Origin of the sequence: Fibrobacter sp. UBA4309 (genome assembly GCF_002395745.1) — a bacterium.
In the GTDB taxonomy this organism is placed as follows: Bacteria; Fibrobacterota; Fibrobacteria; order Fibrobacterales; family Fibrobacteraceae; genus Fibrobacter.
This window is the reverse complement of the sequence record NZ_DGUN01000075.1, coordinates 17,538-43,946: the sequence shown is the minus strand read 5'-3', so window position 1 is coordinate 43,946 and position 26,409 is coordinate 17,538. Positions and strand designations below refer to the sequence as shown.

The window sequence follows — 26,409 nt, the reverse complement described above, 5'->3', positions numbered from 1 at the left end:
TCACACTCGATATGATTATCCGTCCTCGTCGCTTACGCAAGAATCAAGTCATCCGCAACATGGTTGCGGAAACCGTGGTCAACCCCGATTCCCTCGTCTACCCGATGTTCGTGGTGGAAGGGGAGGGAATCAAGGAACCCATTCCATCGATGCCCGGCCAGTTCCGGTTCTCGATTGACGAGCTTCTCCGTGAACTCGAAGTCTGCGTGCTTGCGGGCATCAAGTCCATCATGCTGTTCGGCATCCCGCACCACAAGGACGAGACGGCGACCTGCGCCTACGACGACGAGGGCGTGGTCCAGCGTGCGGTGCGTTCCCTGAAGGCGCATTTCGCTAAGCTGAACGTGATTACCGACGTGTGCCTGTGCGAATACATGAGCCACGGGCATTGCGGTATCGTGAAGGACGGCGAGGTGGACAACGACGCGACGCTCGAACTCCTTGCAAAGACGGCTCTTTCGCATGCCCAGGCCGGTGCCGACATGGTGGCCCCGAGCGACATGATGGACGGCCGCGTGGCCGCTATCCGCGAATGCCTCGATGCGCACGGATTCCAGAATGTGCCTATCATGGCGTACAGCGCGAAGTTCGCGAGCGCCTACTACGGCCCGTTCCGCGATGCGGCGGATTCCGCCCCGCAGTTCGGTGACCGCAAGAGCTACCAGATGGACGTGCGCAACGGCCGTGAAGCCATGCGCGAGGTTGCGCTCGATATCGAGGAAGGTGCCGACATCGTGATGGTAAAGCCCGGTCTGGCTTTCCTCGACGTGTTGCGTACGGCGGCCGAGATGAGCGACGTACCGGTGGCCGTGTACAACGTAAGCGGCGAATACTCCATGGTGAAGGCCGCCGCGCAGATGGGCTGGATTGACGAGAATGCCGTCATCCGCGAGAACCTGCTCGCGTTCAAGCGCGCCGGTGCCGACATCATCATCACGTACCATGCGAAAGAAGCGCTGGAGAAGGGCTTGCTGAAATGAACCATTCCCTTAGCGAAAAACTCTTTACCGAAGCCAAGAATTTGATGCCGGGCGGCGTGAACAGCCCGGTGCGTGCTTTCGGTAACGTGGGGGCGACTCCTCCCTTCATTGCCCGTGCCAAGGGCAGCCATATCTACGATGTGGACGGCAACGACTATATCGATTACGTGGGCAGCTGGGGCCCGATGCTCTTGGGCCACGCGCACGATGCGGTGATTGCCGCCGTTGCAGAGACCGCGAAGAACGGCCTCAGTTTCGGCGCTCCTTGCGGTCTTGAATCCGAACTCGCGAAACTCGTGATGAGCCTCGTGCCGAGTGTCGAGATGATACGTATGGTGAATAGCGGCACCGAGGCGACGATGAGCGCCATCCGTGCCGCCCGCGGTTTTACCGGCCGCGACAAGATTGTCAAGTTCGAAGGCTGCTACCACGGTCACAGCGACAGCCTGCTCATCAAGGCGGGTTCGGGCATGCTTACTACAGGCAAGCCGAGCAGCAAGGGCGTTCCGGCCGACCTCGCGAAGTATACGCTCACGCTCCAGTACAACGACGTGGCGGGCGTGAAGGAACTCTTCGACAAGATTGGCGACGAGATTGCGGGCGTCATCGTGGAGCCGGTGGCAGGCAACATGGGCGTGGTGCCCGCAAAGCCCGAGTTCCTGCAGACGCTTTCCGAAGAAACGAAAAAGCATGGTGCGCTTTTGATTGTGGACGAGGTCATGACGGGTTTCCGCGTGGGCATCCACTGCGCACAGGGCCTGTACGGCATCAAGCCGGACCTCACGACCTTCGGCAAGATTATCGGCGGCGGCATGCCCGTAGGCGCTTACGGCGGCCGCCTCGACGTGATGCAGCAGATTGCTCCGCTCGGCGGAATTTACCAGGCGGGAACGCTTTCCGGGAACCCGGTCGCCATGGCGGCGGGGCTGGCCACTATGCGTGAACTGCATACTCACCCGGAATACTACGTGCATGCCGAGGCGATGACGACGCGACTGCTCGACGGTCTCAAGGATGCGGCGATCGCTGCGGGAATCCCGCTTGCCGTAAATCAGGTGGGCGCTATGGGCTGCATCTTCTTTACCGAAGGGCCGGTCACATGCTTCGCCGACGTGCAGAAGTCCGACCTGGAACTGTTCCGCAGGTATTTCCTCGGGATGCTCGATGAGGGTATCTATCTGGCTCCAAGCCAGTTCGAGGCAATCTTCGTGAGTGCCGTACATACGAAAAGCGACATCGACCGTACCGTCGATGCCGCCAGGAAAGTCTTCAAGACGCTTTAGGATTCGGTGCTGCTTGCGCCGCTTGCGCTGTTGTCTGCCGGAGCCCCCGCATTTTCCTTTGCGGCATTTTCGGCATTCTGCGCTTCGGCGTCAGCCGCTTCCTTGTCCTTGTCGCGGATGGTGGCGCGGCGAATCTTTCCGCTAATCGTCTTGGGCAGTTCCGTGACGAAGTCGATGATGCGCGGGCTCTTGTAAGAGGCCGCGACGTTCTTCGCGAACAGCTGCATTTCCTTCGCGAGTTCCTTCGATGCCTCGTAGCCCTTCTTCAAGACGACGGTCGCCTTCACGGCTTGGCCGCGGTCCTTGTCCTCGACGCCCGTCACCGCCACTTCAAGGACGGCGGGGTGCTTGTGGAGCACTTCTTCCACCTCGAAGGGGCTGATGCGGTAACCCGAACTCTTGATGAGGTCGTCGGTGCGGCCCACGAACCACAGGTAACCATCCTTGTCGCGGGTGGCGGTGTCGCCCGTATGGTAGACTCCGCCCTCGAACACCTTCTCGGTGCGTTCCGGGTCGCGGTAGTAGCCGCCGAACATGCCGAAGGGTTTCCCCTGGTCTATCTTGATGATGAGTTCGCCCACCTCGTCAGTGGCGCAGGGCTTGCCTTCGGCGTCCACGATTTCCATGCGGTAGCCCGGCGAGGGCATGCCGATGGAACCCGGACGCGGTTCGGTGAACCCGAAGTTGCCCGTGGTAAGCGTGAGTTCCGTCTGGCCGTAGCCTTCCTGCAAGCGGATTCCTGTCTGCTCGTAGAACTTGTTGTAGATGTCGGTATTGAGCGATTCGCCTGCGGTAGTGCAGTACTTGAGGCTCGAAAGGTCGTAGCGGCTCAGTCCGTGGTGCAATATGTAGCGGTAGACGGTGGGCGGCGCGCAGAACGTGGTCACCTTGTATTCCGCCATCTTCTCGAGCAGCTTGCCCGGGATGAACACCTTCATGTCGTAGGTGAACACTGCGCTACCCGCAATCCACTGCCCGTATATCTTGCCCCAGAGGGCCTTGGCCCAGCCGGTCTCCGCGACGGTGAGGTGCCTGCCCCCGTCCACTACGTGCTGCCAGTACTTTGCCGTCACGATGTGGCCGAGCGGGTAGGTGAACGTGTGCGCCACCATCTTCGGGTTCGAACTCGTACCGCTCGTGAAGTACACGATCATGATGTCGTCGTTGTGGGTCGCCTCTTCGCCTTGCGGGCGCGGGAACTTCGCGGGGTAGATTTCGTAGTCGTCGTAGAAACTCACCCAGTTCTGGCGGGCGGTCTGGCCTACGGTCACGAGCTTTTCGACGGACGGGCATTTTGTTTTTGCCTTGTCCACTTCCTTTTGCAGCGAGGGTTCGTCGTAACTCACGACCATCTTGATTTCGGCCGCGTTGAAACGGTATTCCAGGTCTTCTTCGGCGAGCATGTTCGTCGCGGGTATTGCAATCGCGCCAATGCGGTGGAGCGCCAGGAGGAAGAACCAGAACTCGTAGCGGCGGCGCAGGATGAGCATCACGCGGTCGCCCTTCTTGATTCCTTGTTCGCAGAGGAAGTTCGCCGTGCGCATGGAGGCAAGCGAGAGGTCCTTGAACGTAAAGATGTGGCTTTCGTCGTTGTCGTCGCACCACACGAGGGCTTCGCGCTTGGGTTCGGTCTTCGCGTATTCGTCAACCACGTCGTAGGCGAAGTTGAAGTCTTCCGGGATAGTTATCTTGAAATTCTTGTAGAGGTCCTCGTACGAATCGAATTCGATACGGGAAAGAAACTTGCTTAACATCATGTTCGAATCCTGTCGTATTGGTTTTAGAGATCCCTGTACATGATTTTTTCTCGCATGGTGGAAACGTAGCGCACCATGTTCAGAATACGTTTTTCGCCGATGGTCCTGAAATCCTTGTCGTGGAACACCAGGCGGTGCGTGCCACCCGGCAGGAGCATGCGGAGGCAGGCGTAGGTCTGCACGATTCCGAGCATTGCGGGCGGGTAGATGGAAAAACTGAGCGGCCTTGACTTGGTCTTCTTGATTCCGTTTTCCGTCTTCTGGTAGATGCCGTGGTAATCCTCGTAGTAGTCGAAGATGTCGAGGGCGAGGTTCTTGAGGTACTTGTTGCCGAACCAGATGGGCGGAATGAACCCGGAGGGCTTCTCGGTGCCGTGGGCGTTCCAGAGGGCGAGGCTGCGCTTGAGGAGCGTCTGCGTGAGTCGCTCGTTCAGGCCTGCGAATTCGGCCTCGTTGTTCGAAATCCAGAGTGCGAACTTTCCCTGCAGGCTACGCTTGATAAAGAGGTCTGCGCGGTGGCGTGCCCCGTGGAGCATAATCTCGTAGCCTTCCTGCACGAACTTCTCGAGTTCTTCGCGGAATTCGTCCGCCTCGGATTCGGGCACGGCCCCGATGGAGGGCACGACTGCGATGCTGATAGGCGCACCCGCGGCGTCCGCAAGTTTACGGATTTGCGTGCGGGCCCTCTTGAAGTTTGTCGCGCTGAAGCTGTGGTAGCACAAGATGAACTTTTTCTTCTTGTGCTGGTTCGCTTCGGCCGCCTGGATGTCGAGGATGTCCTTGTTCTGTTCCATGGGGTTACCTACTTGTCCTTGTTGGAGGTGAAGGATTCTTCCTCGAGTTTCTGAGAAATGAAAAGATGATAAAAGAAGAACAGGATTGCCGTCAGTGCGGAAATCTTGAGCCACGATTTAAACAGCCAGTCGGACATGGTCCACTCCTTGGTTCGGTGCGGTACAACGCCCGCACTCTAACCGAAAAATACATAATTTGGCCTGGAAAAGCGCAAAACTTGCTCTATTCCTTGAATTTCTTGATGACAACCACACCGTTGTGGCCTCCGAACCCGAGCGATGCGGAAACGGCGACGTCGATGTTGCCTTCGATGCCCTTGTGCGGCACGTAGTCGAGGTCGCATTCCGGGTCGGGGTTGTCGAGGTTGATGGTCGCGGGGTAGAACGAGTTCTGCACGGCGAGCGTCGAGATGATAGCCTCGATGACGCCCGCGGCGCCCACGCAGTGGCCGGTCATGCTCTTGGTGCTTGATACCTTGATCTTGTAGGCGTGCTCGCCGAGCGCAATTTTCAGCATCTGCGTCTCGGTGAGGTCGTTCAGGTGCGTCGAGGTGCCGTGCGCGTTGTAGTAGTCCACGTCGGTAGGCGCGATTCCGGCATCCTTCAGGGCGCGGGTCATGGCCTTCGCGCAGGTTTCTCCACCCGGGCGCGGGCTCGTGATGTGGTATGCGTCCGCAGAGGCGCCATAGCCCGCAAGTTCCGCGTAGATCTTTGCCCCGCGGGCCTTTGCGTGCTCGAGTTCTTCCAGCACCATTACGGCACCGCCTTCGCCCATGACAAAGCCGCTCCGGTCTTTGTCGAACGGGCGCGACGCCTTCGTGGGGTCGTCGTTGAACTTGTCGGTGAGGGCGTGCATGCCCGCAAAACTCTTGATGGAGTATTCCGTAATCCCGCTCTCGGAACCGCCGGCAAGGCACACGTCGAGCCTGCCACTGCGGATGGCGTCCAGGGCGACCCCGATGGCGTCCGTGCCGGAGGCACAGGCGGTGCAGACGGTATGGGCGAGTCCCGTAATCCCGAGGGCGATGGAAACGTTCGCGCACGCCTCGTTCGGGATGAGTTCCGGCATGGCAAGCGGCGAAACCCTGCGCTTGCCGCCTTCGATATACTTGTTGTACGTTTCGTCGAGCACATCCATTCCCGAAAGGCCGTTGCCGGCGACGATGCCCGTGGTATCGGCGGCGAGCTCTTCGCGGGTGAGCCCCGCATCCTGGACGGCCTCGTTCGCTGCCCCTATCAGGAACTGCGTGAAGCGTGCCATGCGGCGGGCTTCCTTCGGGTCTATCCCGTGTTCCTCGGGCTTGAAGTCCTTGATTTCTGCGGCAATCTTCACCGGGCAGTTGCTGGCGTCGAACAGCGTGATGGGGCCTATCCCGCACTTGCCCTCGCGGATGGAGTTCCACATGTCGGGTATGTTCTTGCCGACGGGGGTCACGGCACCAAGGCCGGTAATTACAATTCTTCTCTTGGTCATGGTTCCCTTTTGTTTTTGTCGTGGCAAAAATAGCTATTTTTTCCATGCTATTTTCCCTTTGTTAAGGATATGGATGATGATTGTATCTTGGATGACCACCAACAAGTGTAACCTGACCTGCAAGCACTGCTACCAGGACGCTGGTGAGAACAAGGCGGCCGAACTCACGACGCCGGAAGCCCTAAAGCTAATTGACGAAATCGCGAAGGCGGGGTTCAAGATCATGATTTTTAGCGGTGGCGAGCCGATGACCCGCCCGGACATCGTGGAACTGGTCGCCCATGCCTCGAGCAAGGGACTTCGCCCGGTGTTCGGCACTAACGGCACGCTCATCACGCACGACCTGGCCTTTGAACTCAAGAAGGCGGGCGCCATGGCGATGGGCATCAGCATCGACAGCATCGACCACGACCGCCATAACGACTTCCGCGGCCTCCCGAACGCCTTCGAGATGACGATGATGGGCATCGAGAACTGCAAGGCGGCTGGCCTCCCGTTCCAGATTCACACGACCATCATGGACTGGAACCAGAACGAGATTTTCGACATCATGGACTGGGTCAAGGAAATCGGCGCGGTGAACCACCAGATATTCTTCCTCATCCCGGTGGGACGCGGCAAGGAAATCGAAGGCCACGCACTCCGCGTCGCCGAATACGAAGGACTCCTCCGCAAGATTATGGAAAAGAGCCGCACGCTCGGCATCCCCGTCAAACCCACGTGTGCTCCGCAGTTCCTGCGCATTGCAGACCAATTGGACATAAAGACGCGCTACAGCCGTGGCTGCCTCGCCGGCCTTGACTACTGCATCGTTAGCCCCATCGGGAAGGTGCGTCCCTGCGCCTACATGATGGAAGAGGCGGGCGACGTTCACGACACACCCTTCGACGAAATCTGGGCGAACGCCGAGGTGTTCAAGAAGCTCCGCACCAAGGCGTACTCCGGTGCTTGCGGCAAGTGCAAGTTCAATGACCGCTGCGGCGGTTGCCGCGCCCGAGCCGCCTACTACCACGACGGCGACTACATGCAAGAAGATTCGTATTGCGCGTACGGAAGAGGACTGTAATTAATTGATGATTGAGGATTGATGATTGATGATTACACATCATCCATTATCCATTATCCATTATCCATCATCCATTATCCATCATCCATTATCCATCATCCATTCTCCATCATCCATTCTCCATCATCCATCATCCATTATCAATTATCCATTATCAATTATCAATTATGTTCACTCCTGAAGATGAAAAATACATGCGCATGGCCATCCGCGAGGCGGAAAAGGCTTTCGATGAGAAGGAAATTCCCATCGGTTGCGTTATCGTGAAGGATGGCGTGGTGATAGGGAAGGGCCACAACCAGATCGAGATGCTCAAGGACGCCACCGCCCATGCCGAAATTCTGGCCATCGGGACTGCCGCGGGCAAGCTCGATAACTGGCGTCTGGATGGATGTACTTTGTATGTAACGCTCGAACCCTGCCCGATGTGTGCGGGGGCTATCCTCAACAGCCGTATAGACCGCGTCGTCTACGGCTCCCCGGACACCCGCTTTGGCGGTTGCGGGACGACCGTCGACGTGATTACGGGTAATGCCCTCAAGCGCGATGTCAAGGTCGAGGGCGGATTGCTTGCCGAAGAGTGCCTCGGGCTCTTAAAGGCGTTTTTCCAGCAGATGAGGCTCGAAAAGGGCGATTCCGGTGCAAAACCGCCAATTTCGGGGGAGAAATAGTTCGGCTTCTCTCCAAATACTCTCTTTTTACTTAAATTTCAAATATGAATTTTATCAAGTTTTGCGCTTCTTCCGCAGCGTTCCTTTTATTGTGTTCTTGTAGCAACAACGATGTGTCCCTGTCGTTCAATACCCAGAACGCTCCCGTCCAGAAATTCACCCTCGAGGCAAACCTGAACGTGTTTGCGCCCCAGGATTCCATGTCCGTAACTCCGGAATCCATGGAAACGCACCTGAATGCCCGCTCAACGCTGGCCCAGACGGTCTCTTTTGACAATGGTACAGCCCGGTTCGAAATGAAAATCGATACCGTGGACTACAAGAGCGACAAGCGCTCGGTGGAAGATTTCCGCTATATCGAGAAATACCTCTCCACGCAGCATTTCCAGTTCAAGATGGCTAGCGATGGCGCTATCAGCGATCCCTCTGTCGAGGATTCGGCCCTCCAGCCGGGGTCCGAGGAACTGAATCTCATGAAGCTCTTCATGAAGGTCCAGCCGATTCTCCCCGGTTCGCCCGTAAAGTTGGGCGATGTCTGGGAACGTCCTGTCGAAATTCCCGCTAACGGCAAGACGACGACGGTCTACAAGTCCTTCAAGCTAGACGACGTGTATCTGCACGACGGCATCCAGATGGCGAAAATCGACATGAACGTGAAGTATATGGAAGTCCCCGATTCCACGTCGGATGTCCGTATGGAAAGCAACGGCTTCATCGTCGGGACGGGTTCCATATTGTTCGACATTACGCATGGAGTCATCACGTCGGGTAATCTTGAACTGTCCGGCTACCTGAACATCCACGACATCGTGGCTTCGCAGGTGTTGCCGAACATGCATGTAATTCAAAAAATTAAACTGAGGAGTGAACTTGAACAGGCTCAGTAAGACATTCCTTTCGGGGGCGGTTCTTGTCACTTCGTTCGTCTTTGCGGGGGAAATGCCCTTTCCGCAGGTCGAAAACGGCAAAATTTTGCTGCAGGAGAAAGATAGCCCGTATATCCTGGAACAGGGCGTCGTCCTAAGCGCGTCCGATACGTTCGAAGTGGAACCTGGGGTGACGGTCCTTATGGGCGAATACGCGAAACTCATGTTGCGCGGCCCGGTCAAGATCCTCGGCACCGAGACGAACCCGATTTCTTTCCGCAGTGCGGATTCCAGCGAAAGCTGGAACGGAGTCCATTTCGTTTCTAGCAGCAAGCCTTTCGAAGTCAAGAACCTGACTATCGAGAACGCTTTCCGCAATACGGTGTTCCGCGCGAGGGGCATCTTTGAAAACGTCAACTACATCAACAACTACTATGGCCTGTGGATAGACGAGTCTCCGGAAGTGTTCCTGAGCCGCTGCGAATTCACGCGCAACCGCTTTGCCCTCTCTATCCGTGCGGGCAAGGTCCTGGCCGCCGATACCAAGGTGAGCAAGAATGTCTACGGACTTTACCTGGAGGACGGGGGTAGTTACGGTGGCGACTTGTCGCTTATCAAGGGAAATCTCGAGGCGGACGTCCGCAAGGAAAGCGATGAAATGGCCGCCCAGGGCAAGCGCGTCAGCCGCAATATATGGCAGCGTATAGAGACGGGTTTCTAGGGGGCGTACGTGCAGGAATCTTTTCGCCGGGCAATTCGTAAGATGACAGGAGCGAGCGTTCGCCTGAACGTTCGTCCCGACCGTTCGGTGATGATGGCGACGCTTTCCCAGTCCATGATGGTCACGTGGTCCATCGCTCTTTTCGAGCACCTGGACGCGATGATCAACAACAGGGAAGAATCTGTCGCGAATTCCGAAATTATCAGCTACAGCGAGACGGCATGGAAGCTTTGCGAAGCCGGATTCCCGCAAATCGTGGAAGCGGCGAACAAGCTCTATGACGAATTCCGTGCCAAGTGGATGCAGCGTTTTTCGACAGAAGATGTCTTGAGGCTGTTGCTCGAAGGCGGGAACTTCTTGACGCATGACGAGGAAAAAGGCTGGGCCTTTACCGTCAAGAACAACAAGCAGGATATCAACGCCTTCTATTCAGCGACAATCCACTTGCTGGTGAGCGATGCCGAACCGCTTTTCGTGCGCATGCATGGCCGCGTCATGCAGCTGCAGGACAAGCTGTGCAAGTACTGGCACAACGAAAGTGCCGTCGATGCGGTGAGCAAGCTTTTGCCGTGCATGGAACAGGGACTCCGTGAAAAGGAGAACGCGATGGTCGTTTCGCTCCGAATGTCCTTGAACCAGCTGGCCAAGAAACGCTTCGCTGCTGCCTTCTCGACCAAATCGCAGCCGCGCTACTATATGTCTGCCACCAGCTGTGCCCGCAACGTGGGACGTTACTGGAATCCGCATTATGCCTACGAAAACGGGTTCCTGGCCTTTACCGACGATTTCTGCGATTTCGCCCGCGGGCTCACGATGCAAATTATTGAATGGTACCACGAAAAGTGGGCCTTGTTCCTCCGCGGATTCAACCGCGGTCAACTTAACTTGTTTGAAACTATGGCCGTCGACAGGCCTAAAAATTAACTAGGGTAAAATATGAAGAACGCATTCAATTCGATCTTGATGCTGACGATAGTTGGTTTTATCGTCTTGCTGGCTGGAGCCGTCTATTTCGGTGCCCCGCTTTTCGGCTGGATGATAATGATCGCCATCTTTGCGGTGTTCCTTGTGGAGCAGATCCTTACGCTAGGCAAGATAAGACAGCTTTCTGCCGAACAGGACTTGATTGCTTCTTGCGAAAGCCGCGGTACGTTTACCCTGAGTGGCGATAGCGTTGTCGCCAAGCGCTTGAACATGGCCCGCCGCCTTATGGAAAAGGGTATCCGCCTGGATTCTCCGATCGCTTTCGAAATTCTTTCTTCGAACTCGAACGTGACCCTCCCGCGCAGCAGCAGCGGTACGGTGATTCTCCTCGGCTTGATGGGTACGTTCTTCGGTTTGATGTTCTCGGTGGCTACTGCCGGTAGCGTCATGGATAATTCTTCTACCCAGGGTACCCTCGATACGATTCAGCTTTTGTTCCAGAACATGAAGGGCATTTTCGGCACCAGCCTTTGCGGTTTGTTTGCCGCCTTGATCCTGAACGCCAGCCGTAGCTTGCTCATTGCCAATCGCGATGCTTTTACGGCCAGCCTGGATAAGCTCACTCTCGACATGCAGGGTTCCACTGTCGACGAAACGGAAAAGGACAAGAGCGAAATCGAACGCCTCTTCTCCATTGTCAGTCGCAACCTGAACGATGTCGTGAATTCCGTGCAGCATAGCCTTGTCGGAGTCGTGGACAGAATCGGTGCCGAAATGCAGGCGATTCCCTCTAAGATTGACGACAAGCTGGGCAACCTCTCCACATCGGTCGAGCAGGCCCTTGGCAATATTTCGGAAAGCGTCCGCGCCGGACTCGAAGGCGTGGCGACGACGGCCTCCAAGAATATCGCGGCTTCTGTTTCTGAACAGGTCAGCCAGTCTGGCGAACAATGGAACAGCTTCATGTCCCGCCTTGCCGAACAGACAACGGCAAGTGTCGATTCCCAGAAAGAAGGGCTCGAAACGCTTAAGAACGTCGCCCTGCAGGTTGCCGAAAAGGCGCAGGCCGGTTCTGCGGAACTCAGCCAATCCGTTGCCGACAAGCTCGGAGCGCTTTCCAGCGATATCCTGGTGGCCTTCCAGAAACTCTCCGAATCTTCTTCCGTACTGCTCGAAGCCCAGAAGGCTCTTACCGAAAGCATCGACAACCGCGTCGTCAAGGAGAAGGAAGCGACGGACGCCCTTGGCGGCAATATCGTCGAGACGGCGGAACTTATGCGCGTAAACCAGAGCGAACTCAGCGCGAACCTCGAAATGTTGCGTAGTGCTCTCGAAACAATCCTCGAAAAGATCAGCGGCGATACGGCCGAGCATGAAGACGAGGACAACTTTGTCGAACACCTCAACCAGTCTCTCGAGGCCTTCCACGAACGCGCCAGCGAAGTGCTTATGGAAAATGCGGTCAAGACGCAGGAAATTCTCCTCGAAGTCATGGAACAGTCGCAACGCGCCCAGATTTCTGCCCAGCAGCCGAAGGTGGAGGGATAATCCATGCGATTCCGTCGCGAAGACAATAACAATCCCTGGATGGCCTATACGGACTTGGGCGTTGCCCTTGTTTCGCTGTTCATCCTTGCGTTTGTGGCGATGGCGACCCTCAAGGAACAGAAGGCCGAAGACCTTACCCGTACCGAAGAGGAAGTGCTGAGTTGCCAGGAAGAAATGCGGAAGATTGCAGCGGAACGCAATGCGCTTTTATCGAAAAGCCTGCAGACCTCCATCGAGGCGGGCCTTATCGCTCTTGAAGATGGCAAGATCCAGATCCAGGCGAGTTTCCTTTTTCCTATCAACGGTGCTAACCTGACGCCCGAAGGCGAAAGGGTTATACAGGGCATCAGCAAGGGACTGCTCGAGGCGATGTCCCCGGAAGATGTCATCATGGTGAGCGGTTTTACCGACGACATCCCGTTTAGCGGCTCCACGTCGTATACGAACTGGAACCTTTCTACCGAACGTGCCGTGAACGTGGTGAAGACGCTCATTGCGCAGGGATTCCCGCCGGAACGTATCTTTGCGGCCGGTTTCGGCGAACACCAGCCTAAATACCCGAACGACAGCGAAGAACATCGCCGCTTGAACCGTCGCGTGGAAATCGGCGTGACGCCGCTCCAGAAAACCAGCCTTGCCGAAAGAAAGGTGAAGTAGGATATAGATGCAGGAACGTATTGACAACATCCGCCAAAATGTGGAAACCATCCGCAAGTCGGGCAAGTTGCCCCATTGGCGCATGGTCTATGCCGATTCGCTCCTGAACCGCGCCCAGGAATATATCGCCATCGACAGGTCTCCCGAAGCGGAACTCGTGCTCGGGAAACTGGACCGCTGGGTCACTTCGCATATGCCCCGTGAGACGGAATCCGCGCATACGAACTACGCCTCGGTTTCTTTCTGGAATGCAGAATTCCTGACGAACGTGGTGAACCAGATTCGAAAGACTTTGGCGGCCAAGGGCCCGCTTGTCCCGTCTACGGAAAGGGAATCCATCAACCGTCGCCTGAAAATCGTGGAACAGTGGATCGCGGAAGGGAAATTCCTGGATGCGCACGACGAATTGCTGGCTTTACGCAGCGCGCTGATTGCGCGACTCCGCCGTAGCTACCGAGCCCGACTCTCGGCTGTCACGGCCTACCGTTCCGGCAATTATTCCCAGCCCGAAGGGACGCTTATCGGTCTCTATAACGCCCAGCATACGCTCGAAGAGACCTTCCATATTGTCGGGGAACGCGACCCGATCTGGATCGAGGACTTCCTCGAAATCTACAATGACCTTTTCCGTATCGTAGAGAAACTTGTCCCGCAAGACAAGAAGTAATGGCGAAGTGAAACAGCTTTTCCTTATTTGTGCCTGCATCCTTCCGCTCCTGGCAGGATGTTCCGTGTCTAAGGGCGAACTGGCGCAGAAACACCTTCTGTGGAGGGTCTCCGATTCCAATTCCAGCGTCTATATCCTGGGAAGCGTCCATTTTGCGGATTCTTCGTTCTATCCGCTCGATTCTGTCATCGAAAATGCGTTTGACCGTTCCGGGGAACTTGCTGTCGAACTCGACGTGAGTGACGATTCCGTATTGCAAGAAGTGGCTCTCCGGTCGGCCATGCTGGGCATGCTTCCGGACACCGCGAGTCTCGACAAGGTGGTTCCTGCCGACATCGTTCATTCTCTCGATAGCCTGTGCGTCTCGTGGAACCTGCCGGTGGGATTCTTTAACCGCTACAGGCCCTGGGCGGCGGCGATGACCTTGACTTCCGTGGCCATCTTGCGGATGGGATTCGATGCCAATTTGGGAGTGGATATCCATTTCTTGCAGAGGGCGGCTGAAACCGGGAAAGGGATTGTCGCGCTCGAGACGGTGGAAGACCAGGTCAAGGCCCTTACCGGGGAAGGCGTTCACGATTCCGTCGGGATTTTCTACCTGAGAACCACGTTGCAAGAAATCGGGGAGCTTGACTCGTCGATAACGATGATCATGGATGCGTGGAAGACGGGGAGCGATTCCGTTCTCGCCGAAGCCATGGAGAAGGAATCCGCTCTCAGGAACGCCCTGGATTCCTTAATAGAGAAGGAAATTATCGAACGGGTCTATACCATGAGAAACCGCAAGATGGCGGAAAAAATAACGGCCTTCCTGACAGAAGACCGTAATGTATTCATTGTAGTGGGTGCTGCCCATTTGGCGGGCAAGGATGATAACGTCCTCGCTATTCTGCGCCGTCAGGGATTCACCGTCGAACAGTTGTGATTTGCAGTTAGCCGTCATTCCGGGCGCAGCAAGCGTCATTCCGGGCTTGACCCGGAATCACCGATTACTTCTTGAACTTCTTCAGAATCGCTTCAGCCTTCACGAACTGCTGCTTCACGGACTTCGGGCCCGTGCCGCCTTCGATGTTACGGCGGCTCACGCTGTATTCGAATGTGAGCGTTTTCTTCATCTGCTTGACGTTCGGGACGCCGGCGCTGGCCCAGGCCTCGTCGCTAAGGTCCGTGAATTCGAGGCCCTGGCGGGCGGCTTCGCCGACCAGGCTACCGACCACGTGGTGCGCATCGCGGAACGGCACGCCGGATTCGACCAGAAGGTCTGCGAGGTCGGTAGCCAGCAGCGCCGGCAGCATCTTCGCATGCATCTTGTCGAAATTGAAACGTGCGCTTTCGAGGGCTTCTTTCATGACGCGGAGAATCACCTTCACGTTATGGACGGAGTCGAAAACCGGTTCCTTGTCTTCTTGCAAATCGCGGCTGTAGCTGAGCGGGGCGCCCTTCACCAGCGTGTAGAGGGCGCTGAAGTTACCGAGCATGCGACCGGACTTTCCGCGGATGAGTTCCATGGAATCCGGGTTCTTCTTCTGCGGCATCATGGAAGACCCGCTGCTGAATGCGTCGTGCAGGGTGAGGTAGCCGAATTCGCTGGTGCTCCAGTTCACGAAGTCTTCGGCGTAGCGGCTCATCGTGTTCGCGATAATGGCGAGGTCGGCTTCGAATTCGAGCATCATGTCGCGATGGCTCACGGCGTCGATGCTGTTCGGGCTAACGCCGTTAAATCCGAGTTCCTTCGCCACCAGGGCGCGGTGGTAGGGGAATGCGGAACCGGCCATGGCACCGCTACCGAGCGGAAGTTCGCTGTGCAGCTCGAGGAAGTTGTCGAGGCGCTTCACGTCGCGGCTCACGGCAAAGAACATGCTCATCAGGTAATGGCTGAAGTAGATGGGCTGTGCCTGCTGAAGATGCGTATAGCCCGGCATCATCTTGCCGAAGTATCTCTTGGCGAGGTCGAGCACCGTTTCCATCAAAGAAACTTCGAGGGCACGGATTTCGGCGGCGCGGTGACGCATGTAAAGCTTGAAGTCCGTACAGACCTGGTCGTTACGGCTGCGGCCCGTGTGAATTTTCTTGCCGAGCGCGCCGATGCGTTCGGTGAGCACGCGCTCCACGGCCATGTGGATGTCCTCGTCGGATTCCTTCCACAGGTTCTTGCCCGCCTTGTAGTCCTTGAGGATGCTGGCGAGGCCATCGCAAATCTTCTTGTATTCGGCCTTGCTGAGCACGCCGGATTCCACCAGGCCCTTTCCGTGGCCGATGCTTCCTTCGATGTCTTCTTCGATGAGCTCGGCGTCAAACTGCAGGCTGAAACTCAGGTCCACCATGCTCTGCGCCATGCCGCTGGCGAAGCGGCCGGTCCACATGTTGGTCTGGGTGCCCTTCTTGGCTTTGTTTTCTGTTTTCTTTGCAGTTGTCTTAGCCATTATAAAATCCTCGTTTATTTTCCGAGTGCAAATTTAGTATAAGGCGAATGTCGCGACAGAACTAAATGCACTCTTTATGAGTGCAAATTTAGTAAAAGGAGTGCAAATATAGATTTTTGTTCCCTTACATCAGCGCGTATTTCAAGATGAATACGAACGAAAGGACAATCATCAGCCAATGGACTTCCTTGATCTTGCCGATAAGGGCGTTGATGAAGGTGTAGGTGATGATACCGATCATGATGCCGTTCGACACCGAGTAGGTAAGCGGCATGAGCATCATGCACACGAACGCGGGGATGGCATCGCGCATCTTCGTGAAATCGATCTTGGTGATGGAGGCCATCATGAAGAATCCGACGAGGAATAGCGCCGGCGTTGTCGCGAAGCTCGGGATAGAGAGGAATATCGGGGCGAAGAGGATAGACGAGAGGAACAGCAGTGCCGTCGAGATCGCCGTGAGACCCGTGCGGCCACCGATAGTTACGCCCGCAGCGCTCTCGATGAAAGTCGTGGTTGTCGACGTCCCGAAGATTGCGCCAGCCGATGTCGCGATGGCGTCGGCAGAAAGCGCCCTCGATGCACGGGGGAGCTTGCCTTCTGGCGTAAGGAATCCGCCCTTGACCGAAACACCGATAAGGGTGCTCAGGGTGTCAAACATGTCGACAAAGAAAAAGGCGAACATCACGACAAAGAAGTCAAGCGACTTGATAAGCGAGAATCCATGGCCCGTGACGGCCCCGTCGACGGTGTGAGTCCATGAATCTACCTGGAACAGCGCCCCGCAGGTAATCCCGAATTCACGGAACGCGATGCTGAGGTCTCCCGTATAGTGGCTGAAGTCCGGAATTACGGAGTAGAAACCCGTGTCGGAATTGGGAACATATAGACCGACGTATTCTGCAATGATTCCCAGTAGCCATGTCCCGAATATGCCAAAAAGCATGGCTCCCTTGAATCCCTTGATCAGCAAGGTCGATGTAATGATGATTCCGGAGATGGTGAACAGCGCCCAGACTCCTTCCGTATGCATTTCCACCTTGTGGAAGTTGACGATACCCAGGTAGGTGGCGTCGTTCGAAACGATCACCTTGCCGTTCTGCAAGGCGATAAAGGCGATGAAAAGGCCGATACCCACGGCCGATGCCGCCTTGAGCGGGGCGGGAATGCTGTTGAAGATTTTTTCGCGGACGGAGGTGACCGAAAGCGCGAGGAAGATGAATCCCTCCATGAAGACGGCGAGGAGCGCGAACTGCCAGCTGTATCCCATGCCGACGACGACGGTGTAGCTGAAGAAGGCGTTGATGCCGAGTCCCGGAGCGAGCGCGAAGGGATAGTTCGACAGGAGTCCCATCAGGGCGGAACCGACCGTGGCGGCGAGCACGGTCGCGACGAAGATGCCGCCCCTGGGCATGCCCGAAACGGCCAGGATGTCGGGGTTCACTGCCAGGATGTACGCCATCGTCATGAACGTGATAAGGCCTGCAAGAACTTCGGTACGGACCGTAGTATTGTTTTCTCGCAGTTTGAAGATTTTTTCCAACATATCCTACTTCCTTCTAAATCGGTCAGTGTCCGGGAAATTTTGTCAGTGTCTCGACGCGGTAGCCGTCGAGGAATTCGCGCCCCTTCAGGTCGAAGAGTTCTATGACGAAGGCGCAGCATTCGATCTTGCCGCCCAGTTTTTCGATAAGCTTGATGGCCGCCTTTGCCGTGCCGCCGGTGGCGAGCAGGTCGTCGACGATGACGATTCGGTCTCCGGCCTTCAATGCGTCCTTGTGGATTTCGATGCTTGCGCTTCCGTACTCAAGGTCGTATTCCACCGAGACGGTCTCGCGGGGCAGCTTGCCCTTCTTGCGGACGGGAATGAACGGCTTGCCGAAATGTTCCGCGACCGATACCCCGAACAGGAACCCGCGCGCCTCGAGCCCGGCGATTGCGTCAAATTCGTAGTTGTCGAGCATTCTGTACAACGTGTCCAGCGTGAGCCTGAGCGCTTTGGGATTGCCGAGGATTCCCGTGACGTCACGGAAGAGGATTCCAGGCTTAGGGAAATCCGGCACGGAGATTATATAATCTTCGATAGATTTCATAGATTTAATAATAGTAATAGTTCTTAGTTACAAGTTACTAGTTACTAGAAAGTGATAGTGAAAAATCTAGTAACTGCGCCGAAGGCGCTTAGTAACTTAGAACTAGTAACTTTTTAAAAGTTCTTCCACCTTCGCGATAATCTTGTCGCGTTCCCCGCACCAGTTCGGGGCGATGAGCATCTCGCTCGGGCTTTCGCCGCTGAACCGCTCGATGGCGGTCTCGGTGCCGATAATCCGTATCATTTCGGCCACGGCTTCGCAGTATTCCTCGAATTCCAGGAGCTTGAAGTCGCCTGCGATGTAGTCCTGCGCCATCACGGTGCCTGTCACGATATGCAGCGGGTGGATTTTCACGGTGGCGAGGTGCAGGTCGCGGACGATGGTGGCCGTCTTTTTGAAGTCTTCCATTGTTTCGCCGGGGAGCCCGACGATGACGTGCGTGGTGACGGTGAGACCCGCCGCCTGGCATCGCTTGACAGCATCCTCGAAATCAGCGAGGGTATGCCTGCGGTTGATGGCCGCGAGAGTCCTGTCGTTTGCCGTCTGGAGCCCGATTTCCACGATAATCGGCTTTACGCGGTTCTTCTCGGCGAGGTACTCGATTTTCTCGTCTTCGAGGCAGTCCGGGCGCGTCCCTATCGCGAGCCCCGCGATTTCTTCGTGCCTGATGATCGGGTCGATGATTCCCTTCAGGTGTTCGAGCGGCGCGTGCGTGTTCGTGTACGGCTGCAGGTAGGCGAGGATGCCCGCATTCGGGTACTTTTCGCGCAGTTTCGGCACGAACTTGTCGAGTTGTTCCTGGATGCTGACCTTCGCCTGGTCAAAGACGGGGCTAAAGCTGCGGTTGTTGCAGTAGCTGCATCCGGAGAATCCCTTGGTGCCGTCGAGGTTCGGACAGCTCATGCCGCCGTTCAGCGGGAGCTTGCGAACCTTGAGGTAGTTCGGGAATAGCCTGAGGAGCAAATCGCGGTAGGGAGTGTAGTGCATGGTTAGAAAGATAGTTATAGAGGAAAGACTATAGACGAAAGACGAAAGAAAAATGCCTAGATACGGAAAGGGAATCCATTTGTAGATTGAATACACTTGATACACTTTGGCATTTCTGTGGACAATACTGTTCCTTCTCGTAACCGAAAAAAGGCATTTTTGGGGGAAGAACATGCCTGGCCATTATTATATTCTAGGCAGAACATTTTGGTGAATATGAGGTCCTTATGAATCTTTCGAGTGTTAAGTTTGCATGTGCAGCCGCAGCCCTGGCTGCAGCCCCGCTGATGGCGCAGAACGTGCTCACGAACGGCGACTTGTCGTATGGTGATGGCGGCTGGTACCTGTGGAACAACCCGGATGGCCCGGCGAAGGTGGACCTGCAGCTCGGTCAGCCCGGCCTCGGTGTGGATGGCTCCGAGGGCGTGAAGGTTACGGTGAAAGAACTTCCGAACCCCTCCTGGGGCCTGCAGCTGCAGCCCCCCAAGTGGCTCGCCGATTCCGCCTACTATACGCTTACGTTCAAGGCGAAGGGCAACATGCCTATCAACGCCATCGTGCAGGGAGGCGCTCCTGACTGGCGCCAGAAGGAAAGCGCGTCCTTCATGCTCACCAATGAATGGAAAACTTATTCCATGACCTTCCTTGCCGATCAGAAGGGCTACGGCCTCAACAACGTCACGTTCCATGTGGGCCTCGCGAAGGGCTGGATGCAGATGGACGACGTGGAAATCGAGAAGGTGGAAGGCCTTGACGACATGACCTGGTACAACAATTCCGCCGCCCGTATCGACAGCCTCCGCAAAAAGGAACTGACCGTGAAGGCGGCCCCCGGTGCGCAGGTGAAGGTGGAACTCATGCGCCACGCTTTCCCCTTCGGAACGGCTCTCGCGCTATACCCGAGTAAGGACAGCGTGGAGACCTGGTATAGGAAGACCGCCAACAAGTACTTCTGGTACGGCGTGCCCGAGAACCAGTTCAAGTGGCCGGAATACGAACCCAAGAAGGGCAAGATCCGCCGCGACGAATTCAAGCAGTATCTGGACTACGTGAACGACTACAAGTGGGGCTTCCGCGCCCATACGCTCGTGTGGGGCCACCAGGGCTACGGCTTCGACAAGCATTTCAGCAACCAGGGCAGTTGCAAGGACATCTCGAACAAGATCAAGGACCGCATCACCCGCGACGTGAAGGAATACAAGGGCCGCATCAAGGAATACGACGTGTGGAACGAAGCCTTCCACGAGCCGTTTATCTTCAACAAGTGCGGTTGGGACCTGCTGGATAGCGCCCATGTGTGGGCTCACCGTGCCGACCCGGATGCACGCCTGTTTATCAATGAGTACAACGTGGTGGCCGCCGGCGAAACCGAGCGCCTCTACGACATCGTGAAGGGAATGCTCGACCGCAAGGTGCCCGTACACGGCATCGGCGTGCAGTGCCACTTCGGTGACCGCCAGCTGAACCCGAACTTCATCAAGAAGCGCCTCGACAGGCTCGGCTCGCTCGGGCTGCCCATCAAGGTTACCGAGCTTGATTTTGGCGACTGGCAGAAGGGCATGTACTTCGGCGAAGATGAACAGGCCCGCCGCTACGAGATGGTGCTCCGCATCTTCTTCAGCCACCCGGCCGTGGAAGGCATTGTGCTGTGGGGATTCTGGGATGGCCGCCACTGGGTCAAGAACGGCGGTATTGTTGCCATGGACGGGCGCGAAAAGCCCGCCGCCAAGCTCATCTACGACCTGTGGCACAAGGTGTGGACCACCAACGGCACATTCAAGGCAGACGAGAACGGTGTCGTGAAGTTCCGCGGTTACCCCGGCAAGTACAAGGTAACCATCGACGGAAAGAGCGAGATGGTCGAATTGAAATAACTACATTTCCTTACATGAAAAATCTTCCCGGCATCCTGTTCCTGATTGCGACTCCTTGCTCCGTCTACCTTTTTGTGAAGGCTAGCGAGGCGACAGGTTCGGACTTGGTCGGCCTCCTGGCTGCCGTGGGGCTCTATCTCGCGGTGGCTTTTGTGCTGGCTTTTTTCATGAATCGCAGGAATTCCGGCAAGGGGGAGTAATGTCTATCGAAGAGCGTTCCACAGTCGTTTTCGCGACCGGCGTAGGCCGTATCAAAGAAGAAAAGCCCAAGGCGGAGCGCCCGCAGGGCGACGGCGTCGTCCGTATCCAGCTCAAGCGCCTGGGCGGGGGCAAGATGGCAAGTGTCGTCTCGGGAATCCCGCTCGACGAGGATGAACTCAAGGATTTGGCCCGTACACTAAAGCAAAAATGTGGCGTCGGGGGCTCGGTAAAGGATTTCAACATCGAAATCCAGGGCGATAAGCGCAATATTTTGAAGACGGAACTCGAAAAAAAGGGATATACCGTCAAACTCTCCGGTGGTTGAGCAACTTTCCTGAAAACTTGATTATATTTAAAGTGGATTCAGGAATGAGATATATGAATAATACACTCAAGCTTAGCCTGTCCGTACTTGCATGTACGGCCGTTTTTGCGGCCGCCCAGGGCGAGGGCCAGGTTGCACATTATTTTGACTGTTGGATGGAAAATGTAGGCCGCGTGGACCAGGCGGAACTGGATCGTCTTGGTGTCAAGACTTTCGGCGAGGCATGGTTGTGCGGCTGCTTCAATATCGAAGAGAAAGAAGCTGACGAATGGGGCGAGGGCGGCACGAAGGTGACCAAGGTCTGGGACCTGCCCCCCGTGGAACTCCTCAAGTGCAAAGGCAAGAAGTGCGCCGAGGATAGCGAGGAATTCAACAGGAACCTCGACCTCTGCGTAGATCACCTCAACAGCTCCGGCTTTACTCTGAAGGAATTTACCGACGGCGGCAAGGTGCAAGACGCCATTGCCCAGAAGTTTGCGGACAACAAGAAACCGACCCCGTTCGGCACCTATGTCGCAGAACGCAAGGACCGCCTCGACAGCATCCAGTGCTTCTTCCAGTATCACGAACGTCCGGATGCTCCGCGACTGCTGGACTGGAACCGCAAGGGCGTTTTCAGCATTTCGGGACTTCCGGAACGCCTTTTGCCCGATGCCGTGGGCCGCTTTGTCGACTTTAGCGACGTCCGTTGCAAGGACAAGGACAAGTGGTCCGGCTTCTTGCTGAACGGCTATCTCGAAAACGAGATGAGCGTCGATGCCAACGGCAAGTTCCATGGCCACGAAATAGGCTACGGCAACGATCCCAACCTGCCGATGCGACAGGGCAAGGAATTCGGCAAGGTCCTCTATACCACGGAATACGTCCACGGCAACAAGACGGGCGTTTCCAAGTTCTACCGTTACAGCGCCGTTGACAACCTCTTTGTAGACCCGAAGGTGGCGAAGAAGATGAAGCCTTATTACTTCTTGCACCTCGAGGTTCCCTACAAGATGGGGGCGGTGCACGGCATGGTGAACATGTTCTCGCAGAAGGGATTCCTCATGGCCGAAATCCCGTACTGGGACAACACCATCCACGGCCGCGTAGTCGTCCATTTCCCGTTCGTCCAGGACCAGAAGGCTATCGAGAAGGCCGACAAGCGTGAAATGAAGCGCATTGCGAAGCTCAAGGGCAAACAGCGCAAGGCCGCCCAGGAAGCTTTTGACAAGATGAAGGAAGAACGCGCGAACATCAAGGACAAGATTACCATCGACTTCAAGAAGGGCCTGCTCAACGGTCCCAACGATCTTGGCTATTCCTTCGGCAACTACCGCGACGGCAAGCTAGAGGGCAAGTTCATGACGTTCGAAGTCACGGAACGCTGCTATGAATGGATCCCGGTGAACGGCATCGAAGGGACTGATCCCACGAAATCCAACATGGCCTGCCTTATCGAGAAGGGCGAGAAGAAGAGCTGGGGTACGTTCAGGAACGGCGAACTCCAGGGCCTTATGGAATGTGCCAACGGCATCAAGGGTAAAGAAAACGTCGACTGCGACCACGCGTACTAGTCGAAATTTTTTACTATATTTGTGCCCGAATTTGCCTGGATAGTTCAGTTGGATAGAACGGGTCCCTCCTAAGGATCAAACTCGCGTTCGAATCGCGATCCGGGTATTTCTCTTTATTGTATGCCCGGCTCGTCCGGGCATATCTTTTATCGCCTTAAATATTGTTATTTTCTACACGTGAAGAAATCCTATTTTGCTTTTGTCGTCGTGTTCGCGGTCCTGTTGCTGCTTCCGTTTACGGTGCAGACTGTTGCGGACTTGCGTGGCGAAAAACGTTTTGTTTCCCTCGATATTTTCAAGGATGTTGTTTACACCCCGTTCGTGCGGGAATCAAAAATGACTGCGGGGGCGATGCGCCTGGATAGTGCCTGGCGTGCTGCGCGCGAGTCTATTGCGGGTGGCACGGAGACTGCGGATGCACTGGAACCGGTAATCGGAGCCCTTTCTGATTTGGAGGCGGTCGCGCTGACCGTCAATGCGTATGCGCAACTCGATACTGCGGAGGCGTGCTACAGGTTGCTCAAGCAGGCCGACACGTTGCTTGCGAGCCTCGAGGATGAGCCCGAGAATTTCAAGGCGGCGGATTCCACGCTCAAGGCGGTTGTCGCCGAATTTGGGCATTTCTCGCTTGTGCGCGCGTTCCTTGCGGTCAAACATTACGGCGTATGGACGAGCCGTTACCTGCGCGCGTTCGAAAAGAAGGTGGAAGACGAGAATGCGCTCGTGTTGGCGGTGAGGCCGCGCTACCAGCTTGCGGTATGGAATATCTTTAACGATCCGGGCGAGAAGGTGGTGCTCGGGGCTGGCGGGGGCCGTTGGCTTTTCTACCGCCAGGACGTGGAATTCCTGGTGCAGCCGTCCCCGCTGGACATTCGTTCTGCAAAACTCGACAACCCGGTCAAGGCGATTGAAAAGTTCCGCGACCAGCTCAAGGCGAAGGGCGTGGAACTGCTCGTGGTGATTACTCCGGGCAAGCCGAGCATCTATCCGGAAAGGCTTACGGGCTCGGCACAGTTTTTAAATGGCACGACTGCCGCGGGTCATGGCAAGGCGATTCTCGATTCGCTTGCTCGACTCGGGCTCAACACCGTTGATCTGTACACGCCGCTCCTTGCCGCGAAGGCCGACGATGCCAAACTCGGACCGCTCTACCTGAACGACGACACGCACTGGACTCCGCGCGGTGCGGAACTTGCTGCCGGCGTGATTGCAGGCAAGGTGCGCGAGATGGCGGATGCGGGCGTCGTGGATATCGGCGAAGAATCCATGACCTATGTTGCATCTGACTCTGTGGCCGACCGCATGGGCGATATCGGCGAGATGAGCGGGCTCAACAAGTTCAATGTGTTCAAGGTGCAACGCGTGACCGGACATGTCGTTTCGCAGCAAGAGGTCACGGAACGCGCGCAAACTCCGGACAGCTCGGAAACGCCCGTGGATTCGCTTGCCGATTCGGTGGCCGTGCAAGAAACCGTAGCCTACGATACGGTCAGGACTCCTTTCAAGGACGATTTCCGAAAGGCGAAAATCCTGATTCTCGGCGACAGCTTCAGTCGCATTTACCAGACCGATTCGCCGGTGAACGCGGGGTGGATTGCGCACTTTGCAAAGGATATGGGAAGGCCTGTCGCAAGCATCGTGAGCGATGGCGGCGCTTCGACGCTCGTGCGTGAAAAGCTTGCCCGCAAGGCCGGCGTGCTCAAGGGCAAAAAACTTTTGATCTGGGAATTTGTGGAACGCGACCTACGCTTCGGTGCGGAAGGCTGGAAAGAGGTTTCGTTTTAGATGAGAGACGAAAGACGAAAGATTTATAAAGGCGCTTCGCGCAATTGTTATAAAAGGATAATGCAATGGCAAGACATGGGACGCCCACTCCGGGGCAGGCAATTCTGGAAGGTATCGAGTGGCTCAAGATGGACAAGGCCGAATTCGCGCGCCGTATCGGTGTACCGATGGAAACGCTCGAAGGCCTGATTGCGGGGACAGTCGAGATTACCCGTGAACTTGCCGAATCGCTCGAATCCGTGACCGGTAGCCCCGCCGCCTACTGGCGCATGCTCGCAAAAAAAGTTACTAGTTCCAAGTTATAAGTTACTAGATTTTTGTGGGATTTATTGACTAATTTTAGGAACTTTTTTCTTTTTAACTAGTAACTACAAACTAGTAACTCATTATGAATATTACAGACGCAGTTTCTTGTATGTGCGACCTCGCGAAAGGCGAGGCGGAGCAGTTCGACGTTATTGCCTCCAATACCCATTCTGAAAGTCTATCCGTTTTTCAGGGCCAGGTGCAGAATACCGAGATTTCCGATTCTGTAGGCTTGGGTATCCGCATTATCAAGGATGGCCGCCCCGGCTACGCCCATACGGAACGCTTGACCAAGGATGCCATTTCGCAGACTATCAAAGATGCCCTTTGCCATACGCAGTGGACCGAGGCGGTCGATATTGAACTTCCGACCCCGGCAAAGATTCCGGAAGGGAGCCCCAACTATAATCCGGCACTTGAATCCCTCACGCTTGGCGATGTCAAGGATTTTTGCATAGAGCTCGAAAAGCAGACGTTCGCACGTTCTACCGAAATCAAGAACATACCTTATCTTGGCGCGGACATCAACCAGGATTTCTCGATTGTCGCCAACAGCAAGGGGCTTTTCTATACCGACAAGAGCAATTCCGTCGCTGTCGGGGCAGGGGCCGTTGCCGAACGTGACGGAATCAGCAAGCTGGGGAATTTCGTCAAGAACGGTCGTGACTGGGGCGAGTTCAGCGTAGGTGAAATTGCCGAAAAGGCGGCGACCTACGCCACGGAACTTTTCGGTGCAAGGAAAATCGAAAGCGGAAAGATTCCCGTTATTTTCTCGGAACGCATTGCGGGGCGCTTTATGGGGATGTACGCGTCTCCGTTTATCGCGGAATCCATGCAGAAGGGAACGTCACGCCTGGCGGGCAAGCAGGGCACGAAAATCGCTTCGGAAAAACTTTCGCTGTGGAGCGACCCGCTTGGCGAAAACTTCTGCAACAAGATGTACTTCGATTCCGAAGGTTCCCTCGCTCGTCGCGTAGAAGTCATCAAGGACGGCGTATTCAACGAAGCCCTGTACAATCTCGAGACGGCTGCCAAGGACGGCTGCAAGACGACCGGAAACGCTGCCCGCGGATTCGGTTCCAAGATGTCTACGGCTTTCTGGAACATGTTCGTGCCGGCAGGGGAGCTTTCGACTGCGGAACTGTTGAAGCTTTTCCCGAAATGCTTGCTGGTCGTTCGCTTGGAAGGTGGTTCTGGCTGTAGCGCTGTATCGGGCGAACTCAGCATCGGAGCCCATGGATTCTGGTGCGAAAACGGAGTCATCCAGCATCCGGTGGACAGCGTCACCTTGAGCGGCAACTTCTTCGACATTATCCGTAACGTTACCGCTGTCGGAAACGAATACTACAGCAATTTTGCGGGCATAAGAGTTCCTGCGCTAGCCATTGACGAGCTCGCGGTAAGCTGCTAGAAACTTTATTTACTATTTTGATGGTAAATTAAATGGGGGTTGT

General features: G+C 55.8%; 26 protein-coding genes and 1 tRNA gene. 19 read left to right on the top strand and 8 right to left on the bottom strand.

Annotated features, from left to right (window positions below; translation table 11 throughout):
- Positions 1–11 precede the first annotated feature (11 nt).
- Both hemB and hemL read left to right on the top strand, forming a co-directional pair.
- Complete coding sequence (hemB, locus tag B3M32_RS10925; RefSeq protein ID WP_290746720.1) at positions 12–980, top strand: porphobilinogen synthase; 969 nt, start codon at positions 12–14, stop codon at positions 978–980.
- The gene (gene hemL, locus B3M32_RS10920) at positions 977–2,263 is read left to right on the top strand and encodes a glutamate-1-semialdehyde 2,1-aminomutase (protein ID WP_290746717.1); all 1,287 of its coding nucleotides are present in this window, start codon (positions 977–979) and stop codon (positions 2,261–2,263) included. Before hemB ends, hemL begins: the two co-directional genes overlap by 4 nt.
- Here the strand turns inward: hemL and B3M32_RS10915 are convergent.
- From B3M32_RS10915 to fabF, 4 genes are all read right to left on the bottom strand, one after another.
- The gene (locus tag B3M32_RS10915; RefSeq protein WP_290746713.1) at positions 2,260–4,020 is read right to left on the bottom strand and encodes an AMP-binding protein; all 1,761 of its coding nucleotides are present in this window, start codon (positions 4,018–4,020) and stop codon (positions 2,260–2,262) included. The two genes, hemL and B3M32_RS10915, sit on opposite strands and share 4 nt — an antisense overlap.
- Positions 4,021–4,043: 23 nt before the next feature.
- Complete coding sequence (locus tag B3M32_RS10910; RefSeq protein WP_097035266.1) at positions 4,044–4,814, bottom strand: polysaccharide deacetylase family protein; 771 nt, start codon at positions 4,812–4,814, stop codon at positions 4,044–4,046.
- Between the two features lie 8 nt (positions 4,815–4,822).
- Complete coding sequence (locus B3M32_RS10905) at positions 4,823–4,951, bottom strand: hypothetical protein (RefSeq protein WP_255252241.1); 129 nt, start codon at positions 4,949–4,951, stop codon at positions 4,823–4,825.
- An 86-nt stretch (positions 4,952–5,037) separates the two neighbouring features.
- Positions 5,038–6,288: a beta-ketoacyl-ACP synthase II gene (fabF, locus tag B3M32_RS10900; protein ID WP_290746708.1), complete on the bottom strand. Its 1,251-nt coding sequence runs from the start codon at positions 6,286–6,288 to the stop codon at positions 5,038–5,040.
- 76 nt (positions 6,289–6,364) lie between these two features.
- Between fabF and nirJ2 the strand changes: the two genes are divergently transcribed.
- From nirJ2 to B3M32_RS10855, 9 genes are all read left to right on the top strand, one after another.
- Positions 6,365–7,354, top strand: coding sequence for a putative heme d1 biosynthesis radical SAM protein NirJ2 (nirJ2, locus tag B3M32_RS10895; protein WP_349679872.1), 990 nt, complete (start codon positions 6,365–6,367; stop codon positions 7,352–7,354).
- A 167-nt stretch (positions 7,355–7,521) separates the two neighbouring features.
- Positions 7,522–8,025, top strand: coding sequence for a tRNA adenosine(34) deaminase TadA (gene tadA, locus B3M32_RS10890; RefSeq protein ID WP_290746703.1), 504 nt, complete (start codon positions 7,522–7,524; stop codon positions 8,023–8,025).
- Positions 8,026–8,069: 44 nt separating this feature from the next.
- Positions 8,070–8,912 (top strand): hypothetical protein, encoded by an 843-nt coding sequence (locus tag B3M32_RS10885; protein ID WP_290746701.1) that lies wholly within the window; start codon positions 8,070–8,072, stop codon positions 8,910–8,912.
- On the top strand, positions 8,896–9,612 hold the full coding sequence (locus B3M32_RS10880; protein ID WP_290746699.1) for a right-handed parallel beta-helix repeat-containing protein: 717 nt from the start codon (positions 8,896–8,898) through the stop codon (positions 9,610–9,612). Before B3M32_RS10885 ends, B3M32_RS10880 begins: the two co-directional genes overlap by 17 nt.
- A gap of 9 nt (positions 9,613–9,621) precedes the next feature.
- Complete coding sequence (locus B3M32_RS10875; protein ID WP_290746696.1) at positions 9,622–10,536, top strand: hypothetical protein; 915 nt, start codon at positions 9,622–9,624, stop codon at positions 10,534–10,536.
- Between the two features lie 12 nt (positions 10,537–10,548).
- Entirely contained in the window at positions 10,549–12,084 is a 1,536-nt protein-coding gene (locus B3M32_RS10870) for a fimbrial protein (protein ID WP_290746693.1), read from the top strand.
- A gap of 3 nt (positions 12,085–12,087) precedes the next feature.
- A complete protein-coding gene (locus tag B3M32_RS10865) occupies positions 12,088–12,741 on the top strand; it encodes an OmpA/MotB family protein (protein WP_290746690.1) in 654 nt (217 codons plus the stop codon).
- A gap of 7 nt (positions 12,742–12,748) precedes the next feature.
- Positions 12,749–13,408 carry a hypothetical protein gene (locus tag B3M32_RS10860; protein ID WP_290746688.1) on the top strand — a complete coding sequence of 220 codons (660 nt, stop codon included), beginning with the start codon at positions 12,749–12,751 and terminating at the stop codon, positions 13,406–13,408.
- A gap of 7 nt (positions 13,409–13,415) precedes the next feature.
- Positions 13,416–14,333 carry a TraB/GumN family protein gene (locus tag B3M32_RS10855; RefSeq protein ID WP_290746686.1) on the top strand — a complete coding sequence of 306 codons (918 nt, stop codon included), beginning with the start codon at positions 13,416–13,418 and terminating at the stop codon, positions 14,331–14,333.
- 64 nt (positions 14,334–14,397) lie between these two features.
- Here the strand turns inward: B3M32_RS10855 and argH are convergent, their stop codons facing one another.
- The 4 genes from argH to B3M32_RS10835 all read right to left on the bottom strand — a co-directional run bounded on the left by argH (position 14,398) and on the right by B3M32_RS10835 (position 18,911).
- Positions 14,398–15,831 carry an argininosuccinate lyase gene (gene argH, locus B3M32_RS10850; RefSeq protein WP_290746684.1) on the bottom strand — a complete coding sequence of 478 codons (1,434 nt, stop codon included), beginning with the start codon at positions 15,829–15,831 and terminating at the stop codon, positions 14,398–14,400.
- Positions 15,832–15,955: 124 nt separating this feature from the next.
- Positions 15,956–17,377 carry an NCS2 family permease gene (locus tag B3M32_RS10845; RefSeq protein WP_290746682.1) on the bottom strand — a complete coding sequence of 474 codons (1,422 nt, stop codon included), beginning with the start codon at positions 17,375–17,377 and terminating at the stop codon, positions 15,956–15,958.
- A 22-nt stretch (positions 17,378–17,399) separates the two neighbouring features.
- Positions 17,400–17,924, bottom strand: a complete 525-nt coding sequence (locus B3M32_RS10840) for an adenine phosphoribosyltransferase (protein WP_290746679.1) — start codon at positions 17,922–17,924, stop codon at positions 17,400–17,402.
- 102 nt (positions 17,925–18,026) lie between these two features.
- Positions 18,027–18,911: a TIGR01212 family radical SAM protein gene (locus tag B3M32_RS10835; RefSeq protein ID WP_290746676.1), complete on the bottom strand. Its 885-nt coding sequence runs from the start codon at positions 18,909–18,911 to the stop codon at positions 18,027–18,029.
- A 227-nt stretch (positions 18,912–19,138) separates the two neighbouring features.
- On the opposite strand from B3M32_RS10835, the gene B3M32_RS10830 reads away from it, so the two are divergent.
- The 8 genes from B3M32_RS10830 (at position 19,139) to B3M32_RS10795 (ending at position 26,366) form a co-directional block, all read left to right on the top strand.
- Complete coding sequence (locus tag B3M32_RS10830; RefSeq protein WP_290746673.1) at positions 19,139–20,785, top strand: endo-1,4-beta-xylanase; 1,647 nt, start codon at positions 19,139–19,141, stop codon at positions 20,783–20,785.
- Positions 20,786–20,799: 14 nt separating this feature from the next.
- Positions 20,800–20,985: a hypothetical protein gene (locus B3M32_RS10825; protein WP_290746670.1), complete on the top strand. Its 186-nt coding sequence runs from the start codon at positions 20,800–20,802 to the stop codon at positions 20,983–20,985.
- Positions 20,985–21,311: a stress response translation initiation inhibitor YciH gene (locus B3M32_RS10820; protein ID WP_290746668.1), complete on the top strand. Its 327-nt coding sequence runs from the start codon at positions 20,985–20,987 to the stop codon at positions 21,309–21,311. Before B3M32_RS10825 ends, B3M32_RS10820 begins: the two co-directional genes overlap by 1 nt.
- Before the next feature lie 53 nt (positions 21,312–21,364).
- Positions 21,365–22,864, top strand: a complete 1,500-nt coding sequence (locus tag B3M32_RS10815; RefSeq protein WP_290746665.1) for a hypothetical protein — start codon at positions 21,365–21,367, stop codon at positions 22,862–22,864.
- Positions 22,865–22,897: 33 nt separating this feature from the next.
- Positions 22,898–22,970: transfer RNA gene (locus tag B3M32_RS10810), tRNA-Arg, on the top strand.
- A 71-nt stretch (positions 22,971–23,041) separates the two neighbouring features.
- On the top strand, positions 23,042–24,649 hold the full coding sequence (locus tag B3M32_RS10805; protein ID WP_290746662.1) for an alginate O-acetyltransferase AlgX-related protein: 1,608 nt from the start codon (positions 23,042–23,044) through the stop codon (positions 24,647–24,649).
- Positions 24,650–24,714: 65 nt separating this feature from the next.
- Positions 24,715–24,954: a helix-turn-helix transcriptional regulator gene (locus B3M32_RS10800; RefSeq protein ID WP_290746659.1), complete on the top strand. Its 240-nt coding sequence runs from the start codon at positions 24,715–24,717 to the stop codon at positions 24,952–24,954.
- A gap of 83 nt (positions 24,955–25,037) precedes the next feature.
- Positions 25,038–26,366 carry a TldD/PmbA family protein gene (locus tag B3M32_RS10795; RefSeq protein WP_290746656.1) on the top strand — a complete coding sequence of 443 codons (1,329 nt, stop codon included), beginning with the start codon at positions 25,038–25,040 and terminating at the stop codon, positions 26,364–26,366.
- Positions 26,367–26,409 lie beyond the last annotated feature (43 nt).

Bases quoted from the DNA above. Each gene is read 5' to 3' on its own strand.
- hemB (WP_290746720.1), top strand. From the start codon at position 12: ATGATTATCCGTCCTCGTCGCTTACGCAAGAATCAAGTCATCCGCAAC.
- hemL (WP_290746717.1), top strand. From the start codon at position 977: ATGAACCATTCCCTTAGCGAAAAACTCTTTACCGAAGCCAAGAATTTG.
- B3M32_RS10915 (WP_290746713.1), bottom strand. From the start codon at position 4,020: ATGATGTTAAGCAAGTTTCTTTCCCGTATCGAATTCGATTCGTACGAG.
- B3M32_RS10910 (WP_097035266.1), bottom strand. From the start codon at position 4,814: ATGGAACAGAACAAGGACATCCTCGACATCCAGGCGGCCGAAGCGAAC.
- B3M32_RS10905 (WP_255252241.1), bottom strand. From the start codon at position 4,951: ATGTCCGACTGGCTGTTTAAATCGTGGCTCAAGATTTCCGCACTGACG.
- fabF (WP_290746708.1), bottom strand. From the start codon at position 6,288: ATGACCAAGAGAAGAATTGTAATTACCGGCCTTGGTGCCGTGACCCCC.
- nirJ2 (WP_349679872.1), top strand. From the start codon at position 6,365: ATGATTGTATCTTGGATGACCACCAACAAGTGTAACCTGACCTGCAAG.
- tadA (WP_290746703.1), top strand. From the start codon at position 7,522: ATGTTCACTCCTGAAGATGAAAAATACATGCGCATGGCCATCCGCGAG.
- B3M32_RS10885 (WP_290746701.1), top strand. From the start codon at position 8,070: ATGAATTTTATCAAGTTTTGCGCTTCTTCCGCAGCGTTCCTTTTATTG.
- B3M32_RS10870 (WP_290746693.1), top strand. From the start codon at position 10,549: ATGAAGAACGCATTCAATTCGATCTTGATGCTGACGATAGTTGGTTTT.
- B3M32_RS10865 (WP_290746690.1), top strand. From the start codon at position 12,088: ATGCGATTCCGTCGCGAAGACAATAACAATCCCTGGATGGCCTATACG.
- B3M32_RS10860 (WP_290746688.1), top strand. From the start codon at position 12,749: ATGCAGGAACGTATTGACAACATCCGCCAAAATGTGGAAACCATCCGC.
- argH (WP_290746684.1), bottom strand. From the start codon at position 15,831: ATGGCTAAGACAACTGCAAAGAAAACAGAAAACAAAGCCAAGAAGGGC.
- B3M32_RS10845 (WP_290746682.1), bottom strand. From the start codon at position 17,377: ATGTTGGAAAAAATCTTCAAACTGCGAGAAAACAATACTACGGTCCGT.
- B3M32_RS10840 (WP_290746679.1), bottom strand. From the start codon at position 17,924: ATGAAATCTATCGAAGATTATATAATCTCCGTGCCGGATTTCCCTAAG.
- B3M32_RS10835 (WP_290746676.1), bottom strand. From the start codon at position 18,911: ATGCACTACACTCCCTACCGCGATTTGCTCCTCAGGCTATTCCCGAAC.
- B3M32_RS10830 (WP_290746673.1), top strand. From the start codon at position 19,139: ATGAATCTTTCGAGTGTTAAGTTTGCATGTGCAGCCGCAGCCCTGGCT.
- B3M32_RS10825 (WP_290746670.1), top strand. From the start codon at position 20,800: ATGAAAAATCTTCCCGGCATCCTGTTCCTGATTGCGACTCCTTGCTCC.
- B3M32_RS10820 (WP_290746668.1), top strand. From the start codon at position 20,985: ATGTCTATCGAAGAGCGTTCCACAGTCGTTTTCGCGACCGGCGTAGGC.
- B3M32_RS10815 (WP_290746665.1), top strand. From the start codon at position 21,365: ATGAATAATACACTCAAGCTTAGCCTGTCCGTACTTGCATGTACGGCC.
- B3M32_RS10800 (WP_290746659.1), top strand. From the start codon at position 24,715: ATGGCAAGACATGGGACGCCCACTCCGGGGCAGGCAATTCTGGAAGGT.
- B3M32_RS10795 (WP_290746656.1), top strand. From the start codon at position 25,038: ATGAATATTACAGACGCAGTTTCTTGTATGTGCGACCTCGCGAAAGGC.